We start from the raw sequence: 15,232 nt of genomic DNA, 5'->3' as shown, positions 1-15,232 counted from the left end.
AACTTTATGAGTGAAGAAAATCAGTTGGAGGAGCGTTTGAATACGCTTTTTCAACAGGCGCGAGATTACGTCATCCATGAAGATGATTTGGTCGACCGTCGACTAAAGTGGGTGATCACAATCACAGGATTTCTGTTTGCGGCATATGGTGCGACTTGGATCGCTTGGCCTGACGAAGTTAAGTTAAACGGGCCGCTTCAAGGCGCGGAATACATTGCCCTTTCTCTGTGTATTGTTCGCATGACGTTAGCTATTTTTGGTTATGCGTCAGCAAGGATTGGGGCAATCAGTATCCAAGCTGCGCACCACGCAATTCGCGCGGTCACTCGAAAATATAACAATTTCATTATGATGAACCGGACTCAAATTCTGGAACAAAGATTGCAGGTTTGGCAGCTGATTGGTGACAGGTTGACCCACCTCCCAGGTTTCTACTCTTCTGCCTTCACACCTTTTGGTATTGCTGTTCTTTGGGCGATTACTTTTCAGATTGACTGCATCTTAATCTACATGATCTTGGTTGGCTCTTTTGACGAGACCCCGCTTTGGTTGACCATGTTTCTCGGGGTTTCAATTGTAGCGATGATTGCGGCAATCGTAGCGCCAATTGTCGAAGCGACGATGGCGATCAAAAAGTTGGAGTACTCTGGCCGCGCTAGCTGGCTCATTCACAAAGCAAAACTGGACAACAAGCATATCAGTAAGAGGCGACCTCTTTGGATCAGCGAACAATCGTTTCGGAAAAGCCTTCGCAGAAATACGAAGGGCGAATGAAATGGGATTGGAGGACTCGGTGTGTGATGATGTTTAATAAAATCCTGATCGCCAACAGGGGTGAAATCGCCTGTCGTGTCATCCAGACCGCAAAGAAGATGGGTGTAAAGACCGTTGCGGTCTATTCCGATGTGGATGCGGATGCCTTGCACGTCCGCCAAGCGGATGAAGCGGTGCGGCTCGGCCCTGCGCCTGTGGCGGAAAGCTACTTGCGCTGTGATCTGATCGTTCAGGCCGCACTTGATCGTGGGGCGGAGGCCATTCACCCCGGTTATGGCTTTCTGTCAGAAAACCCGGATTTCGTGGAGATGGTCGAAGCGGCTGGGCTGACGTTCATCGGGCCTTCGGCAGAGGCGATCCGCGCAATGGGATTGAAGGATGCGGCTAAGACTTTGATGGAAAAAGCTGGCGTTCCGGTGGTGCCGGGTTATCACGGGGCGGAGCAGGGCGCTGATCATTTGGCCCGGCAGGCGGAGTTGATCGGTTATCCGGTCTTGATCAAAGCCGTTGCTGGCGGTGGCGGCAAGGGGATGCGGTTGGTCGAAGCGGCTGGCGATTTTGCAGAAAGCTTGCAAAGTGCGCAGTCAGAGGCGCAGACGGCCTTTGGCAATGCCGATGTTCTGATCGAGAAATACATCACCGCCCCGCGTCATATCGAAGTGCAGGTCTTTGGCGACGGCACGGATGCCGTGCATCTTTATGAACGGGATTGTTCGCTGCAACGGCGGCACCAAAAGGTCATTGAAGAGGCTCCGGCTCCGGGTATGACCGAAGAGGTTCGCGCCGCCATGGGCAATGCGGCGGTGCGCGCGGCCACGGCGATTGGATATAAAGGTGCGGGCACTGTTGAATTCATCGTTGATGGATCAGACGGGCTGAAACCAGACGGGTTCTGGTTCATGGAGATGAACACCCGCCTGCAAGTCGAACACCCTGTGACCGAGGCGATTACAGGCGTTGATCTGGTCGAATGGCAATTGCGCGTTTGTTCGGGCGAGGCTTTGCCAATGGAACAGGCGGATATTCCTCTGAATGGTCATTCGTTCGAAGCACGGCTCTATGCAGAAGACGTTCCTGCGGGTTTCCTTCCTGCAATCGGTCACCTTGATCATCTGGCCTTCCCAACAGACGCGCGGATTGACAGCGGCGTTGAAACAGGCAGCGAGGTTTCCCCTTGGTACGACCCTATGATCGCTAAGATCACGGTTCACGACTCGGACCGATCTAGTGCTTTGGCAAGGCTGTCCAGCGCCTTGGAAGGCATCGAGATCGCAGGGACCGTCACGAACGTAGCGTTCCTACAACGGCTCGCCAAAGATGCGGATTTTGCCGCCGCTCGGATCGATACGGACTTGATTGCGCGGAAGGGTGAGGCACTTGTTGCTGGCGTCACTCCGACCGCTGAAGCCTTGGCATTGGCGGCACTCACCGCTTCGGGAATTGATCTTGAGGCCTCTATGATCGGTTTTTCGCTATGGGGTGATTATGAACAGGAAGTGGTCCTTTTGCATTGCGAAGATAGCTACACTGTTCGATATCGCTGCTCCTCAGGCGTGTTCTTTGCTCAAACGCCATTGGGCGACGCAGAGCTTACAGACGTTTCTGGTTCTCTCTGGTGCACGGGGAACAAGCTTCCACGCGCGCTACGGCACAGCTCCATGGTAACTGTATTCGGCGCAGAGCCGATCACCTTCGAAATCCCAGACCCGCTCGCACGCACCGCGACAAGCGCTGCTGAAAACGACGTCAAAGCCCCGATGCCCGGTTTGATTCAGGCCGTGGCGGTTCAAGCGGGTCAAACGGTAGCCGAAGGCGACCGCCTTCTGGTTCTCGAAGCGATGAAAATGGAGCATGTTTTAAAAGCCCCTCGCGATGGGATCGTACAGTCGGTTAACGTTAGCGAAGGTGATCAAGTCGTTGCTGGGTTCTTGATGGTCACGTTGGAGCCGCAGGAATGATCCGGCTGCACCATTGTCATCAAACACGCTCCATGCGGTCGCTTTGGCTACTCGAAGAACTGGGCATCGGTTTTGACCTGATTTGCTATGGCTTCGACGGCGCGATCAAGACGCCTGAGTATCTAACGCTTAATCCAGCGGGGCGGGTGCCCACACTAGAGATCGACGGTGACGTTCTGTTCGAAAGCGGAGCCATTGCAGAAGTACTGTGCGATCGCTTTTCACCTGATGGATTGGGGAGGTCTGTGGGCAACCCCGAACGGGCGCAGTGGCTTAATTGGCTGCACTACGCCGAAACTATCAGCCAGCACACCGCCGCATTGACGCAACAGCACATCATGCTGTTTGAGGATCATATGCGCAGCCCCGTGATTATGAAGATCGAAGCCAAGCGTTTGGCCAAAACCTTTGCCGCTGTTGATGCAACCCTTAAGGGTCAGGATTACCTTCTCAAAGACGGGTTTTCTGCTGCAGATATCGGTGTGGGGCAGGCGGTTTATATGGGGCAGCATTTTGTCGCTTTGGCTGACTTTCCGAACTTGTCCGTTTGGTTTGATCGGGTCACCGCGCGTCCTGCGTTCCAGCGCAGCCTAACGGACGGCGCGCCGCTTTATGCCAAAGATTTCTACCCGCCATGGACGGCTGCATGATGTCAGAGTTTGTGACGATACACGAAATGGGTCCGCGGGATGGGTTGCAAAATGAACCCGGCGCGATCTCGGTCGACGACAAAGTCGGCTTGGTGAACGCTCTAGCGGACGCGGGGCTTCGGCAGATCGAAGTCGGGTCTTTCGTAAGCCCGAAATGGGTGCCGCAAATGGCCGACACAGACAAAGTGACCGCGACTTTGCCCGCTTTGGATGGCGGCCAATACGACGTTCTAGTCCCCAATATGAAAGGTTGGGAAGGGTTTTCCCGTTCTTCACGGCAGGGAACCTACGGCATCGCGGTCTTCATTTCGGCTTCCGAAGGGTTCTCGCAGGCCAATTTGAATTGTTCCATCGCGGAAAGTGTCGAACGGCTGCGCCCGGTCGTCGATGTGGCTGTGGGTGCGGGCGTACCTGTCAGAGGTTACGTTTCCTGCGTCACGGATTGTCCGTTCGACGGACCGGTCGCGCCGGAGGCCGTGGCAGACGCAGCGGGAGTTCTGAGAGATTCGCATGACATGCCAATCTCGCTTGGAGATACGATTGGCAAAGGCACACCGGACCGCATAGGCGCAATGCTGGAAGCAGTGCTGCAAGCGGTGCCTGCGACCAATCTGGCTGGGCATTACCATGACACCAGCGGCAAAGCACTGGCAAACATCGATGTCTCACTCGCGCTGGGCCTCAGGCATTTCGACAGCGCGGTCGGCGGGCTAGGGGGCTGCCCATACGCACCGGGCGCACCCGGAAATGTCGCCACCGAGGCTGTTGTCGCGCATCTTCATGCCAAAGGCTATCAAACTGGCGTTGATCCTGAACGGCTTCGCCACGCTGCTCTCTTGGCTCAAACCATAAAAAGGAACGCCCGTGAAAACGCTCAGACTTGAAACGGATGGCCGAGGTGTCGCGACGCTGTCGCTCTCGCGGTCAGAAAAGCACAACGCCATGTCGGCGGAGATGATCGAAGATTTGCAAAGGGCTGCCGAGTCTCTTGCCGCTGATCTCGATGTGCGTGTTGTCGTTTTGGCTGGTGACGGGCCCACGTTCTGCGCGGGGGGCGATCTGCGCTGGATGGAGGTCATGGTGAAAGCGGCTCCTGCCAAGCGGCGGGAGGGCGCGATTTTTCTGGCCAAAATGCTCCACACCCTCAACACCTTGCCAAAGCCTGTCATCGGGCGTTGCCATGGCAATGCCTTCGGCGGCGGTGTTGGGCTATTGTCGGTCTGCGACGTCGCCATTGGGGTGGGGGGCAAAAAATTGGGTCTGACCGAAACGCGGCTTGGTTTGGTTCCGGCCACGATTGGGCCCTATGTGGTTGCTCGGATGGGCGAGGCTAAAGCGCGGCGTGTGTTTATGTCATCGCGGATTTTCAGTTCCGAAGAAGCCGTGGAATTGAACCTGCTAGCGCGGGTTGTGTCAGAAGCGCAGCTTAACGAGGCTGTGGAGGCGGAGGTCGCCCCTTATCTTGAATGCGCGCCCGGCGCGGTGGCCAATGCCAAAGCGCTGGCCCGCCGGCTTGGACCGGTGATCGACGACGCCGTGATTGAGATGAGCGCGCAGACCTTGGTGGATCAATGGGAAGCGGGCGAAGCGGTGAAGGGAATCGAGGCCTTTTTTGCGAAAGAAAAAGCGCCTTGGGCGTCCATGCGTTAAGAACTTGCGTCGGAGGTTGAAACCGTTGCAGTTGGCTCGAAACTGATAGAGTCGAAATAGGCGCTTGTTGTTGTAGCTGGCTCCACAACTCCAGGCCAAACCGCGATTGAGGGATCGACGGCCCAGATATTCGCGAACAGATGACTTGGGATCGAGGGGAGTGGACCATCGTTTGCCGATGCTTCGAAAACCAACGCGTCATTGACGTACCATCTGATCCCTTCCGGGAGCCACTCGAAAGCAAAATCGTTCACGCTTTCAGAAGCGTCAAAGCCCAAGGGTATGAAATGGTTCGTTAATTCCCCGTCGACAAACCAAGCGACATGCAGCCGTGTGGGGTCTTTGCCGAGTATCTCAATGTCGATTTCGTCGTGGCGCGTCCCGTAGTGCGGCCCCGTATAAGTGAAAAAGCCGGTCACAACGTCGTCTCCCTTGCCGGCCCGAAAGCGGGATCTGTAAATGCCATAGTGATGCGTTTCTAAGCTGCGGATCGATGCGCCAACAAACCTGTTCAGACCGTCGTGGGGCGATAGCTTTAACCGCAGGCCATTGTCGGCAACGGCTTGAGAGCTGCGCCAATCTGTATCGAAAGCCGGATGGATGAAATCATATTCAGCGACATGCCAAAGATTGCGATCAAGCGTCTCAAAACGATCTAGCAGAGGCTCTGCTTGAAGACTGTATGCCAACAAAACACTTGCGATAAGACCTGCCCTCACAATCCCTACCTCCTGTTAACCAGTTAATCGTTAACACTTTGTTAACTAATAGCTGGCGCGAAGCAGGTCATTGCATTTTGGGATTCGTGGTTAACGCCGAACCGGAACCAGCCCATTTTTGGGGTCAAAATGCCCCATCAAAATGCGCTCAGATTGGCCGAAGTCCCGTTGACCCTTGGCAATGGCGCGGGTAGATAGCCTGTAGCCAAGCCAAAGGGCGCAGCCAGCGCCACCAGGGAAAGGACCATCCTTTGCAAGAGATGCTCAGCGAATACCTCCCCATCATGATCTTTCTGGGGCTCGCCATCGCCCTCGGACTGATCCTTATTCTTGCCGCTGCGATTGTTGCCGTGCGCAACCCTGATCCGGAAAAAGTGTCTGCTTATGAATGCGGATTTAACGCGTTTGACGACGCGCGGATGAAGTTCGACGTGCGGTTCTACCTCGTCTCGATCCTCTTCATCATCTTCGACCTTGAAGTCGCCTTCCTCTTCCCTTGGGCCGTGGCCTTCAAAGACATTTCTATGGTCGGGTTCTGGTCGATGATGGTGTTCTTGGGCGTCTTGACCGTGGGCTTTGCCTACGAATGGAAAAAGGGAGCGCTGGAATGGGAGTGATGACCGGAACTCAGGTCGGCGCTGATAAAGAAGCAGCCACCAGCGCGTTGAATGCGGAGTTGCAGGACAAGGGTTTCCTTGTGACCTCAACCGCTGACATGATTAACTGGGCGCGCACCGGATCGCTGCATTGGATGACCTTTGGTCTGGCCTGTTGCGCGGTCGAGATGATCCACACCTCGATGCCGCGCTACGATCTTGAACGGTTTGGCACAGCTCCGCGTGCGTCCCCGCGCCAGTCTGATCTGATGATCGTGGCTGGAACGCTGACCAACAAAATGGCGCCCGCGCTGCGGAAGGTCTACGACCAGATGCCCGAACCGCGGTACGTGATCTCCATGGGCTCTTGCGCCAATGGCGGTGGGTACTACCACTACAGCTATTCCGTTGTACGCGGCTGCGATCGCATTGTGCCGGTTGACGTCTACGTGCCCGGCTGCCCGCCAACGGCAGAGGCGCTGCTGTATGGCATCCTCCAGCTGCAGCGCAAAATCCGCCGGACAGGGACGATCGTGCGATGACCGCGCGCTTGAAAGGACACAACGATGAGTGAAGCCCTCGAACAGCTTGGCGCGTATCTTGAGCTGAAGCGCGCGGATTGTGTGGTGTCTTGGGAAGTCGCGATTGGTGAATTGAACGTCACCGTCGCCTTGGCCAACCTTGTCAGCTTTGTTGAGTTCCTCAAAAAAGACGGCAACTGCCAATTCTCGAGTTTGGTGGACATCACGGCCGTTGACTATCCAAGCCGCGCCAAGCGGTTTGACGTCGTCTATCATTTCCTTTCGATGTACCAGAACCAGCGCATCCGCTTGCGCGTTGAGGTGCGGGAAGAGGATATGGTGCCGTCGATTATCTCCGTGCACCCGTCCGCCAATTGGTTTGAGCGCGAAGTCTTCGACATGTTCGGCATCCTCTTTTCTGGACACCCAGATCTCCGCCGCATCCTGACCGATTACGGCTTCCGCGGATATCCGCTGCGCAAGGATTTCCCGACAACGGGCTACACCGAAGTGCGCTATGATGAAGTGCAAAAGCGGGTGGTTTATGAGCCGGTGTCGCTGGTTCAAGAATACCGTCAGTTTGATTTCATGAGCCCTTGGGAAGGGGCGGAGTACATCATGCCGGGCGATGAGAAGGCTGAGGAGAAGGCGGGGTAATGGATCAACCATTCACACAGGTCTTCAATGCGGCGACAAGTTGGACGCTCGCTGGCCTGATTTTCTTGCTCGTATGCGTTTTTCCTGCGCGAGTAATTCAGAAACGACATGGTTACTCAAATTGGGTTTTGGCTTGGGTCTTGGTAGCGTTGGCTTTCCTAATCGCGTCCCAATTCGTTGTATTGATTGCATTTGCGTTTGTGCCGGTCCTTGTTCCGCTCGTGCTCCTTTGGGCCTTTGCATTGAGCACACCTAAGATGACTTCGGAGGCTTCCTCATGATGGACGGCGATATCCGCACCAACACCTATGATGACGGCTCCACGGACGCGCTGACGGGCGAACAGAAGATCCGCAACTTCAACATCAACTTCGGCCCGCAACACCCTGCAGCGCACGGGGTTTTGCGCCTTGTTCTCGAACTCGATGGCGAGATTGTCGAACGCTGTGACCCGCATATTGGCCTGCTGCATCGTGGCACCGAAAAGCTGATGGAAAGCCGCACCTACCTGCAAAACCTGCCGTATTTCGACCGCCTCGACTATGTGGCGCCGATGAATCAGGAGCATGCGTGGTGTCTGGCCATCGAACGGCTGACAGGCACTGAAGTGCCGCGCCGCGCGTCGCTGATCCGCGTGCTCTATTGCGAAATTGGGCGCGTGTTGAACCACCTTTTGAACGTGACCACGCAGGCGCTCGACGTTGGCGCGCTAACCCCGCCGCTTTGGGGCTTTGAAGAGCGTGAAAAGCTGATGGTGTTCTACGAACGTGCCTGCGGCGCACGTCTCCACGCAGCCTATTTTCGCCCCGGTGGTGTGCATCAGGATTTGCCCGATCAGTTGGTCGAAGACATTGATCAATGGGCGATTGAATTCCCCAAGGTCCTCGATGACATAGACGGGCTACTGACCGAAAACCGAATTTTCAAGCAGCGCAATGCCGACATTGGCATCATCAGCGAAGAAGACATCCAAAACTGGGGCTTCTCTGGCGTGATGGTGCGCGGCTCTGGCTTTGCATGGGATTTGCGCCGCGCGCAGACTTATGAATGCTACGACGAATTTGACTTCCAAATCCCTGTTGGCAAGAACGGCGATTGCTATGATCGCTACCTTTGCCGCATGGAAGAGATGCGCCAATCGACCTCCATCATCCGTCAGGCCTGCGAAAAGCTGCGCCATGAAAAGGGGGATGTGATGGCCCGTGGTAAGATGACGCCACCCACACGTGGCGACATGAAAACCTCGATGGAGGCGCTGATCCATCACTTCAAGCTTTACACCGAAGGGTTCCACGTGCCTGCCGGAGAAGTCTACGCCGCCGTCGAAGCGCCAAAGGGCGAATTCGGCGTCTACCTTGTGGCGGATGGCACAAACAAACCGTATCGCGCGAAACTGCGCGCACCTGGCTATCTGCATTTGCAAGCCATGGACCATGTGGCCACGGGCCACCAACTAGCCGACGTCGCCGCAATTATCGGTACAATGGACGTCGTATTTGGGGAGATCGACAGATGATGAAACAGATTGCTTTGGTATCCGGCTTTGCCGCTTTGTCCGCCTGTTCTGGTGGCTTGGAAGTCCCGGACCTGAGAGGCGCTGGAGAAGGCCTCTTTGGCAGCGGTTCCGACGCGGCCGTTGAAGACGCAGCGCCAGCCTTGACCGCGAAAGAGCGCTTGGTTGCTGCCGTTGAAGCTCAGGGCTGTGTCATTGATCCGACGACGATCAATGCTGTTCTGGCCAGCGCGCAGTTGAGCACGGATGATTTGCAAACAGTTGTCCCAGAGCTTGAAGCCGAAGGTCGCATCGTTGGCGCGGGCGAAACCGCGCTTCGGATTGTCTCAGCGAACTGTCCGGCGGTCTAATTTTCCGACACGATGAAGATTGTTCGGATCATAGGGTATGTCATCGGCTTTGGTCTTCTGGCTTTTGGCGCGTGGTTTCTTATCGCGCCCGAAGCTGCTTTGGCAGAGACGTCGCACCGCCTGGATACGCTACCTTACGTGATGGGCGGACGTTATGCGTTTTTTGGCGCCATGCTGATCGGTGCGCTCTATCACGGAGATCCCACTGTCACTGCCTATCTCTTGGCAGGGTTTGCGGGGCTCGGATTCTTCGACGCGATCCTTTATGCGTCTTTTGATCCTTGGCCACATCTCATCGTCGGGGTTCTAAGCCTCGCTGCCAGTTTGTTCTTCTTCCAACATCGAAAGTCTGCAGCCTAATGCTTCGTCGTTTGTATCATGACCAACCTGACGTTTTCGCGTTCACACCCGCCAACAAAGCTTGGGCAGAAGGGCAGATCACGAAATATCCAGAAGGCCGACAAGCCTCCGCGGTGATCCCTTTGCTCTGGCGTGCGCAAGAGCAGGAAGGCTGGCTGACGCGACCCGCGATCGAACACGTCGCAGAGATGTTGGACATGGCCTATATCCGCGTGCTTGAGGTGGCGTCGTTCTATTTCATGTTCCAACTGCAGCCGGTTGGGTCCGTTGCGCATATCCAGATTTGCGGGACACTGTCTTGCATGATTTGTGGGGCGGAAGACTTGGTCGCTGTCTGCAAAGAAAAGATCGCGGCGAAGCCACATACGCTATCCGAAGATGGGAAGTTCAGCTGGGAAGAAGTTGAATGCCTTGGATCCTGCGCAAATGCGCCAATGGCTCAGATCGGCAAGGATTATTATGAAGATTTGACAACCGCGAAGTTGGGTGAACTCATTGATGAAATGGCGGCTGGTCGGGTGCCAACACCGGGTCCTCAGAATGGTCGCTACGCTGCCGAGCCTTTGAAGGGCCTCACATCGCTAACGGAATATGACAGCGGCAAAACGCAATATAACGCGAGTGTTCAACTGGCGACGGACTTGGGCGACACGATCAAACGGATTGATGGGACAGAGGTGCCGCTGTTAACGCCGTGGATTGCCAAAGCATCGAAACCCGCAGCTAAGAAACCGGCAACTAAGAAGGCACCGGTAAAGGCCGCTGCTCCTAAACCAGCTGCAAAGAAACTGGCCGCAAAGGCGAAAGGGCCAACCAAACCTCGGACAATGAAAGCCCCACGCAAAGCAGGCGCAGATGATCTCAAATTGATCTCTGGTGTAGGGCCAAAGTTAGAGCAAACGCTGAATGAATTGGGCTTTTGGCATTTTGATCAGATCGCCAAATGGACCAAGGCAGAGATTGAATGGGTCGATGACCGGCTCAAATTCAAAGGCCGGATTACTCGTGACAAATGGATCGCGCAGGCCAAGAAACTTGCCAAATAATTAGACAGAGAGGCCACAGTTTGTGGCCTTTCTCGCGTTTGGCGGCAAAAAACTTATAATTTCCCTCACAATTGCGCTAATACCACGCGCAAGTGGCACAAATAGTCCACGCAATAATTGATGGGTTCCGGCGGTGCCGACCCAGGGGAGATTGAAGAATATGAAAGATACAGCACCTAAGAGTTCTGGTATCGCGGCAGTTGCGACGTTGTTTGGACTCGTTGCAGCTGGCATTTCGTGGGTCGCACTCGGATTTTCGATTGTGGGCGCGATCATTGTCGGTGTCATCGTCGCATTGCTTATCATTTTGGTCCTGTCATTGGGATGGCGTGAACCGCAAGAAGGCCCGCAAGGTGTGCGCGATCTAAGCCCTGCCAAGGCAGAAGATGCACCCGCGCCACAACCAGCAGCGGCTGCACCTGCTGCGACAGCAACTGCGCCTGTTGCAGAGCCAGAACCTGCCCCCGCGCCGGAACCCGCGCCGGCACCAAAAGCAGAGGAAAAGCCTAAGGCCGCTGCAAAACCCAAAGCTGCCGCAAAGCCAAAGCGCCCACCTGTTGCCCCAGACGGCAAGCCAGAAATGTTGAAGAAAGCGCGTGCTGGCGGCGCTGACGATCTCAAGCAGATCAAAGGTGTTGGACCAAAGCTCGAAAAAATGCTCAACACGATGGGCGTCTATCACTTTGATCAGGTTGCCGGATGGCGCGCGAAAGAAGTGAAGTGGGTTGATGAAAATCTTGAGGGTTTCAAAGGCCGCGTATCGCGCGACGAGTGGGTCAAACAGGCCAAGGTTCTGGCAAAAGGTGGTACCACCGAATTTTCCAAGAAAGTGAAGAAGGGCGACGTTTACTAAGCCGAGCTTTTCAGGCAAAGATTGCCCTGTTCGCCAACCGGCGGGCAGGGCTTTTCTTTTGAGGGTTCCATGACCGACAACCACACGCCAGAAACACAAAAAGAAGGTCGGACAATCGCCATTACCATAGCGATTGCAGGGCTTCTGAGCATTTTGGCGCCAAACATCGTTGAGACACTTGGTCTGGAGCCACGGTACGAAATTCTGCTCTATCTATTTTCTTTAGCTGCGTTCTTTTGGGCACTGGTGGTGACGTGGAAGCTGTGGCAAAAGACACGAAGCAAATGAAGACCCTCGTAGCCAAAAGGGACCGCTGACCGATGCTTAAGGATCAGGATCGCATTTTCACCAATCTCTATGGGATGCATGATCGCACGTTAAAAGGTGCGCAACAGCGCGGTCATTGGGACGGGACTGACAAGCTGATCAAAAAGGGTCGCGATTGGATCATTGATGAGATGAAGGCCTCTGGTCTGCGCGGTCGCGGCGGGGCGGGCTTCCCGACAGGGCTTAAGTGGTCCTTCATGCCGAAGGAAAGCGATGGTCGTCCAGCCTACCTTGTGGTGAACGCCGACGAATCCGAACCCGGCACATGTAAAGACCGTGAGATCATGCGTCACGATCCGCACACGTTGATCGAAGGCTGCTTGATCGCCTCTTTCGCGATGAATGCGAATGCCTGCTACATCTACATTCGCGGTGAATACATCCGCGAAAAAGAAGCGCTGCAAGCAGCAATTGACGAGGCTTATGAAGCGGGTTTGGTGGGTAAGAACGCCGCAAAATCCGGTTGGGATTTTGACATCTACCTGCACCACGGGGCGGGTGCCTATATCTGCGGTGAGGAAACAGCGCTGCTGGAAAGCCTTGAAGGCAAAAAAGGTATGCCTCGGATGAAGCCGCCGTTTCCGGCTGGGGCGGGCCTTTATGGCTGTCCGACGACTGTGAACAACGTTGAATCTATTGCGGTTGTGCCTACGATCCTGCGTCGTGGTGCAAGCTGGTTTGCAGGCATGGGTCGGCAAAACAACGCGGGCACCAAGCTCTTTGCGATCTCAGGTCACGTGAACAACCCATGTGTGGTTGAAGAAGAGATGTCGATCTCTTTCGAAGAGCTGATCGAAAAGCACTGTGGCGGCATCCGTGGTGGCTGGGACAATCTAAAAGCTGTGATCCCCGGTGGGTCGTCCGTGCCGTGTGTGCGCGGCGAACACATGAAAGACGCGATCATGGATTTCGATTATCTTCGCGGCGAACTCGGCTCCGGCCTCGGGACGGCAGCGGTGATCGTGATGGACGAAAGCGTCGATATTATCAAAGCGATTTGGCGGCTGTCGAAATTCTATAAGCACGAAAGCTGCGGCCAGTGTACGCCGTGCCGTGAAGGCACAGGCTGGATGATGCGCGTGATGGATCGTTTGGTGCGCGGTGAGGCAGAGGTCGAAGAAATCGACATGCTGTTTGACGTGACCAAACAGGTCGAAGGTCACACGATCTGCGCCTTGGGCGATGCGGCTGCGTGGCCAATTCAAGGATTGATCAAAAACTTCCGTGATGAGATCGAAGATCGGATCAAGCACAAGCGCGTTGCGGTGGCAGCGGAGTGAGGTCAGGTTTTCTGACATCAATCTTTATTTTTGGCCTTTGCGCCTGTGACGTCGCCCCTTGACCGGTATTACTTGAACAAAGCTCAATAGAAACTGGTGAAGAGGGCTATCAGTTCTTTATTGATACTACCATCGCAGAAATAATTGCGGAAAGTGTTTCGGAAAATTGCCGAGAGTTGATTTTCGATACTGGGTTGCGCGATGAGTACCGAAGTTTCTTCTATTCTGAACTTGAACGCCTTTCAGCCGAAGATCCTCGTGTTTTCGACGAAATAATGGGACGTTTGGGGTTCCCCATTCGAGCTCGGGATGTGGCTGATTTGGATGTTGAGGATCTACAGAACTTCTCAGTTGATCGAGATTTCTTTATTACTAATCCTGGGCTGACTGCTGATGTTGGAACGCGCGCGATAGGAATAGTTTTTCGCACGGGTCTCGAATACACCTGCGAAGACGGTGAGCGAGAGATTGCGCAGCAGACTCGAGCTGGTTCATTTTTGTTCCGAGAAGCCGTGCCAATTGCTCTAGAATAAAATCAAATGGAGATGCGTGAATGTCAAAAATTCTAAAGATGAGTTTCATTCTAGCCCTCGCCGTCGGCTGCTCGCCTTCTCAGAACTCCATCGACCTTTCCACACCTGCCGTTCAAAATATCCTGTCTCAGCCGTTCCCAGAATACGCTGCCAAGTTGCGGATCGCACAGCAAATCGCTGCGTCCTGTGATCGTTACGATTTCAACATGGATATGCAGGTCGCGCTGAGCGCCGCGCGCCCCGACACAGCCAATGGTCGTTTGATCGAATTCCGTCAGGTTCGCGGGGTCGAACTTGCAAAGGATGTTGAAACAAGGTCTTTCCAAGCGAAACATGGCGTCGTGGTTGGCGTCGATAACCTCTGTGCCGCAGGAGATCGGGAAGTTGCAGAACAAACCGGTATCAGCGCATTTCTTCAGGCGAGTTGATGCATCTGGCGGAGTTCAACTTCGGGACGCTAAAGCATCCATTTGATGATCCACGGATTGCAGACTTTCAGAACAACATTGATCGGGTGAACGCCGTCGCCGAACGTAGCCTGGGCTTCGTTTGGAGATTGTCGGACGAAGACATGGAAAGCGTTCAAGAGGATCAAGAAGGGCCTTTGGCTTTGCGACCCAACACCGCGTCGACGCTCTCAGTTTGGACCGATGCGCAATCGCTTTTTCATTTTGTCGAAAAAACACTTCATGCGCAATTTATGCGGCGTGCTCATGAGTGGTTCGTGCCAGACGATCGTGGGCATCTGGTGATGTGGTGGATTGAAGAGGGCCATAAACCGACCGTCGCAGATGCGCTTCAACGATGGACGCTCCTGCAATCACAAGGGCCGGGCGAGCATGGTTTCGGTGCCGCTGAACTTGCGACTTTGATCAATGGTTCGAGCGCCAGAGTGAGTTAGGGAGCCATCTATTGCATCTTGCTGAACTCAACATTGGCCGCTTAATTGCCCCGACCGACGATCCGCGCGTTGCGGAGTTTATGAACAACCTCGATCGCGTGAATGGGCTGGGTAAACGTATGCCCGGTTTCGTTTGGATGATGGAAGGGTCGGGTGAGCCAGGAACTGGAAACACGGATGTCAAAATCGACGGTGATCCGCAATTCGTGTCAAACCTGACGGTTTGGAAGAATTTGGAAAGCCTTGAAACATTCGTCTACAACACTCTCCACTCAAAATTCATGGACCGCAAAGCAGAATGGTTTGAGGTTTTGGGTAAACAACACTTCGTCATGTGGCGGGTTGAAGAAGGGCATCGTCCCAGTTTGGAGGAAGCTTTACAGAAGCTTGCCTACCGAGAAACACATGGCGACAGCGATGTCGCCTTCGGCTGGGATTGGTTGCGCTCTCAAAAGGGTTGAACCCCACAATTGGCGGTCTCGCGCGCACCCAAACCAAATGATATTGAATAATACGGTTAGTTTGGACACATCTATTGGCATAA

At 54.6% G+C, this 15,232-nt stretch carries 20 protein-coding genes; 19 read left to right on the top strand and 1 reads right to left on the bottom strand.

Features of this window, described 5'->3' with window-relative positions:
- Positions 1-6: 6 nt before the first annotated feature.
- From BUA85_RS05055 to BUA85_RS05035, 5 genes are read left to right on the top strand one after another with little or no spacing between them, the layout of a single operon-like run.
- The gene (locus tag BUA85_RS05055; RefSeq protein WP_072899762.1) at positions 7-774 is read left to right on the top strand and encodes a hypothetical protein; all 768 of its coding nucleotides are present in this window, start codon (positions 7-9) and stop codon (positions 772-774) included.
- 29 nt (positions 775-803) lie between these two features.
- On the top strand, positions 804-2,732 hold the full coding sequence (locus BUA85_RS05050; RefSeq protein WP_072900423.1) for an acetyl/propionyl/methylcrotonyl-CoA carboxylase subunit alpha: 1,929 nt from the start codon (positions 804-806) through the stop codon (positions 2,730-2,732).
- Positions 2,729-3,382: a glutathione S-transferase family protein gene (locus BUA85_RS05045; RefSeq protein ID WP_072899761.1), complete on the top strand. Its 654-nt coding sequence runs from the start codon at positions 2,729-2,731 to the stop codon at positions 3,380-3,382. Before BUA85_RS05050 ends, BUA85_RS05045 begins: the two co-directional genes overlap by 4 nt.
- Positions 3,382-4,266: a hydroxymethylglutaryl-CoA lyase gene (locus tag BUA85_RS05040; RefSeq protein WP_072900422.1), complete on the top strand. Its 885-nt coding sequence runs from the start codon at positions 3,382-3,384 to the stop codon at positions 4,264-4,266. The genes BUA85_RS05045 and BUA85_RS05040 overlap by 1 nt, the downstream gene beginning before the upstream one ends.
- Positions 4,247-5,032 carry a crotonase/enoyl-CoA hydratase family protein gene (locus tag BUA85_RS05035; RefSeq protein ID WP_072899760.1) on the top strand — a complete coding sequence of 262 codons (786 nt, stop codon included), beginning with the start codon at positions 4,247-4,249 and terminating at the stop codon, positions 5,030-5,032. The genes BUA85_RS05040 and BUA85_RS05035 overlap by 20 nt, the downstream gene beginning before the upstream one ends.
- On the opposite strand, the gene BUA85_RS05030 is transcribed toward BUA85_RS05035, so the two are convergent.
- Positions 5,029-5,721: a family 16 glycosylhydrolase gene (locus BUA85_RS05030; protein WP_165611585.1), complete on the bottom strand. Its 693-nt coding sequence runs from the start codon at positions 5,719-5,721 to the stop codon at positions 5,029-5,031. The two genes, BUA85_RS05035 and BUA85_RS05030, sit on opposite strands and share 4 nt — an antisense overlap.
- Before the next feature lie 281 nt (positions 5,722-6,002).
- On the opposite strand from BUA85_RS05030, the gene BUA85_RS05025 reads away from it, so the two are divergent.
- The 14 genes from BUA85_RS05025 to BUA85_RS04955 all read left to right on the top strand — a co-directional run bounded on the left by BUA85_RS05025 (position 6,003) and on the right by BUA85_RS04955 (position 15,149).
- Positions 6,003-6,368, top strand: coding sequence for an NADH-quinone oxidoreductase subunit A (locus BUA85_RS05025; RefSeq protein WP_072899758.1), 366 nt, complete (start codon positions 6,003-6,005; stop codon positions 6,366-6,368).
- Entirely contained in the window at positions 6,368-6,889 is a 522-nt protein-coding gene (locus BUA85_RS05020) for a NuoB/complex I 20 kDa subunit family protein (protein WP_072900421.1), read from the top strand. The genes BUA85_RS05025 and BUA85_RS05020 overlap by 1 nt, the downstream gene beginning before the upstream one ends.
- 24 nt (positions 6,890-6,913) lie before the next feature.
- The gene (locus BUA85_RS05015; RefSeq protein WP_072899757.1) at positions 6,914-7,525 is read left to right on the top strand and encodes an NADH-quinone oxidoreductase subunit C; all 612 of its coding nucleotides are present in this window, start codon (positions 6,914-6,916) and stop codon (positions 7,523-7,525) included.
- Between the two features lie 277 nt (positions 7,526-7,802).
- Entirely contained in the window at positions 7,803-9,041 is a 1,239-nt protein-coding gene (locus BUA85_RS05005) for an NADH-quinone oxidoreductase subunit D (RefSeq protein WP_072899755.1), read from the top strand.
- Positions 9,038-9,388 (top strand): hypothetical protein, encoded by a 351-nt coding sequence (locus tag BUA85_RS05000; protein WP_072899754.1) that lies wholly within the window; start codon positions 9,038-9,040, stop codon positions 9,386-9,388. Before BUA85_RS05005 ends, BUA85_RS05000 begins: the two co-directional genes overlap by 4 nt.
- 12 nt (positions 9,389-9,400) lie before the next feature.
- A complete protein-coding gene (locus BUA85_RS04995; protein ID WP_072899753.1) occupies positions 9,401-9,748 on the top strand; it encodes a DUF4267 domain-containing protein in 348 nt (115 codons plus the stop codon).
- Positions 9,748-10,794, top strand: a complete 1,047-nt coding sequence (nuoE, locus tag BUA85_RS04990; RefSeq protein WP_072899752.1) for an NADH-quinone oxidoreductase subunit NuoE — start codon at positions 9,748-9,750, stop codon at positions 10,792-10,794. Before BUA85_RS04995 ends, nuoE begins: the two co-directional genes overlap by 1 nt.
- A 160-nt stretch (positions 10,795-10,954) precedes the next feature.
- Positions 10,955-11,647 (top strand): NADH-quinone oxidoreductase subunit E, encoded by a 693-nt coding sequence (locus BUA85_RS04985; RefSeq protein WP_072899751.1) that lies wholly within the window; start codon positions 10,955-10,957, stop codon positions 11,645-11,647.
- A 69-nt stretch (positions 11,648-11,716) separates the two neighbouring features.
- Positions 11,717-11,935 (top strand): DUF5337 family protein, encoded by a 219-nt coding sequence (locus BUA85_RS04980; protein ID WP_072899750.1) that lies wholly within the window; start codon positions 11,717-11,719, stop codon positions 11,933-11,935.
- Positions 11,936-11,967: 32 nt separating this feature from the next.
- On the top strand, positions 11,968-13,254 hold the full coding sequence (nuoF, locus tag BUA85_RS04975) for an NADH-quinone oxidoreductase subunit NuoF (RefSeq protein ID WP_072899749.1): 1,287 nt from the start codon (positions 11,968-11,970) through the stop codon (positions 13,252-13,254).
- A gap of 176 nt (positions 13,255-13,430) precedes the next feature.
- Complete coding sequence (locus BUA85_RS04970; RefSeq protein WP_072899748.1) at positions 13,431-13,787, top strand: hypothetical protein; 357 nt, start codon at positions 13,431-13,433, stop codon at positions 13,785-13,787.
- 20 nt (positions 13,788-13,807) lie between these two features.
- The gene (locus BUA85_RS04965; protein ID WP_072899747.1) at positions 13,808-14,215 is read left to right on the top strand and encodes a hypothetical protein; all 408 of its coding nucleotides are present in this window, start codon (positions 13,808-13,810) and stop codon (positions 14,213-14,215) included.
- A complete protein-coding gene (locus tag BUA85_RS04960) occupies positions 14,215-14,688 on the top strand; it encodes a DUF3291 domain-containing protein (protein ID WP_072899746.1) in 474 nt (157 codons plus the stop codon). The genes BUA85_RS04965 and BUA85_RS04960 overlap by 1 nt, the downstream gene beginning before the upstream one ends.
- Positions 14,689-14,699: 11 nt before the next feature.
- Positions 14,700-15,149, top strand: coding sequence for a DUF3291 domain-containing protein (locus BUA85_RS04955; RefSeq protein ID WP_072899745.1), 450 nt, complete (start codon positions 14,700-14,702; stop codon positions 15,147-15,149).
- The last annotated feature ends 83 nt before the right edge of the window (positions 15,150-15,232 follow it).

It is taken from the genome of Cognatiyoonia sediminum (assembly GCF_900129845.1).
Taxonomy (GTDB): domain Bacteria; phylum Pseudomonadota; class Alphaproteobacteria; order Rhodobacterales; family Rhodobacteraceae; genus Cognatiyoonia; species Cognatiyoonia sediminum.
Note: the sequence above shows the minus strand (reverse complement) of the source record. Positions and strands in the feature narration are given on the sequence as shown.

Coding starts and splice junctions, on each gene's coding strand:
- BUA85_RS05005 (WP_072899755.1), top strand. CDS start 7,803: ATGATGGACGGCGATATCCGCACCAACACCTATGATGACGGCTCCACG.
- BUA85_RS05015 (WP_072899757.1), top strand. CDS start 6,914: ATGAGTGAAGCCCTCGAACAGCTTGGCGCGTATCTTGAGCTGAAGCGC.
- BUA85_RS05055 (WP_072899762.1), top strand. CDS start 7: ATGAGTGAAGAAAATCAGTTGGAGGAGCGTTTGAATACGCTTTTTCAA.
- BUA85_RS04995 (WP_072899753.1), top strand. CDS start 9,401: ATGAAGATTGTTCGGATCATAGGGTATGTCATCGGCTTTGGTCTTCTG.
- BUA85_RS05020 (WP_072900421.1), top strand. CDS start 6,368: ATGACCGGAACTCAGGTCGGCGCTGATAAAGAAGCAGCCACCAGCGCG.
- BUA85_RS04980 (WP_072899750.1), top strand. CDS start 11,717: ATGACCGACAACCACACGCCAGAAACACAAAAAGAAGGTCGGACAATC.
- BUA85_RS04965 (WP_072899747.1), top strand. CDS start 13,808: ATGTCAAAAATTCTAAAGATGAGTTTCATTCTAGCCCTCGCCGTCGGC.
- BUA85_RS05040 (WP_072900422.1), top strand. CDS start 3,382: ATGTCAGAGTTTGTGACGATACACGAAATGGGTCCGCGGGATGGGTTG.
- nuoE (WP_072899752.1), top strand. CDS start 9,748: ATGCTTCGTCGTTTGTATCATGACCAACCTGACGTTTTCGCGTTCACA.
- BUA85_RS05050 (WP_072900423.1), top strand. CDS start 804: ATGTTTAATAAAATCCTGATCGCCAACAGGGGTGAAATCGCCTGTCGT.
- BUA85_RS05000 (WP_072899754.1), top strand. CDS start 9,038: ATGATGAAACAGATTGCTTTGGTATCCGGCTTTGCCGCTTTGTCCGCC.
- BUA85_RS04985 (WP_072899751.1), top strand. CDS start 10,955: ATGAAAGATACAGCACCTAAGAGTTCTGGTATCGCGGCAGTTGCGACG.
- BUA85_RS04960 (WP_072899746.1), top strand. CDS start 14,215: ATGCATCTGGCGGAGTTCAACTTCGGGACGCTAAAGCATCCATTTGAT.
- BUA85_RS05045 (WP_072899761.1), top strand. CDS start 2,729: ATGATCCGGCTGCACCATTGTCATCAAACACGCTCCATGCGGTCGCTT.
- nuoF (WP_072899749.1), top strand. CDS start 11,968: ATGCTTAAGGATCAGGATCGCATTTTCACCAATCTCTATGGGATGCAT.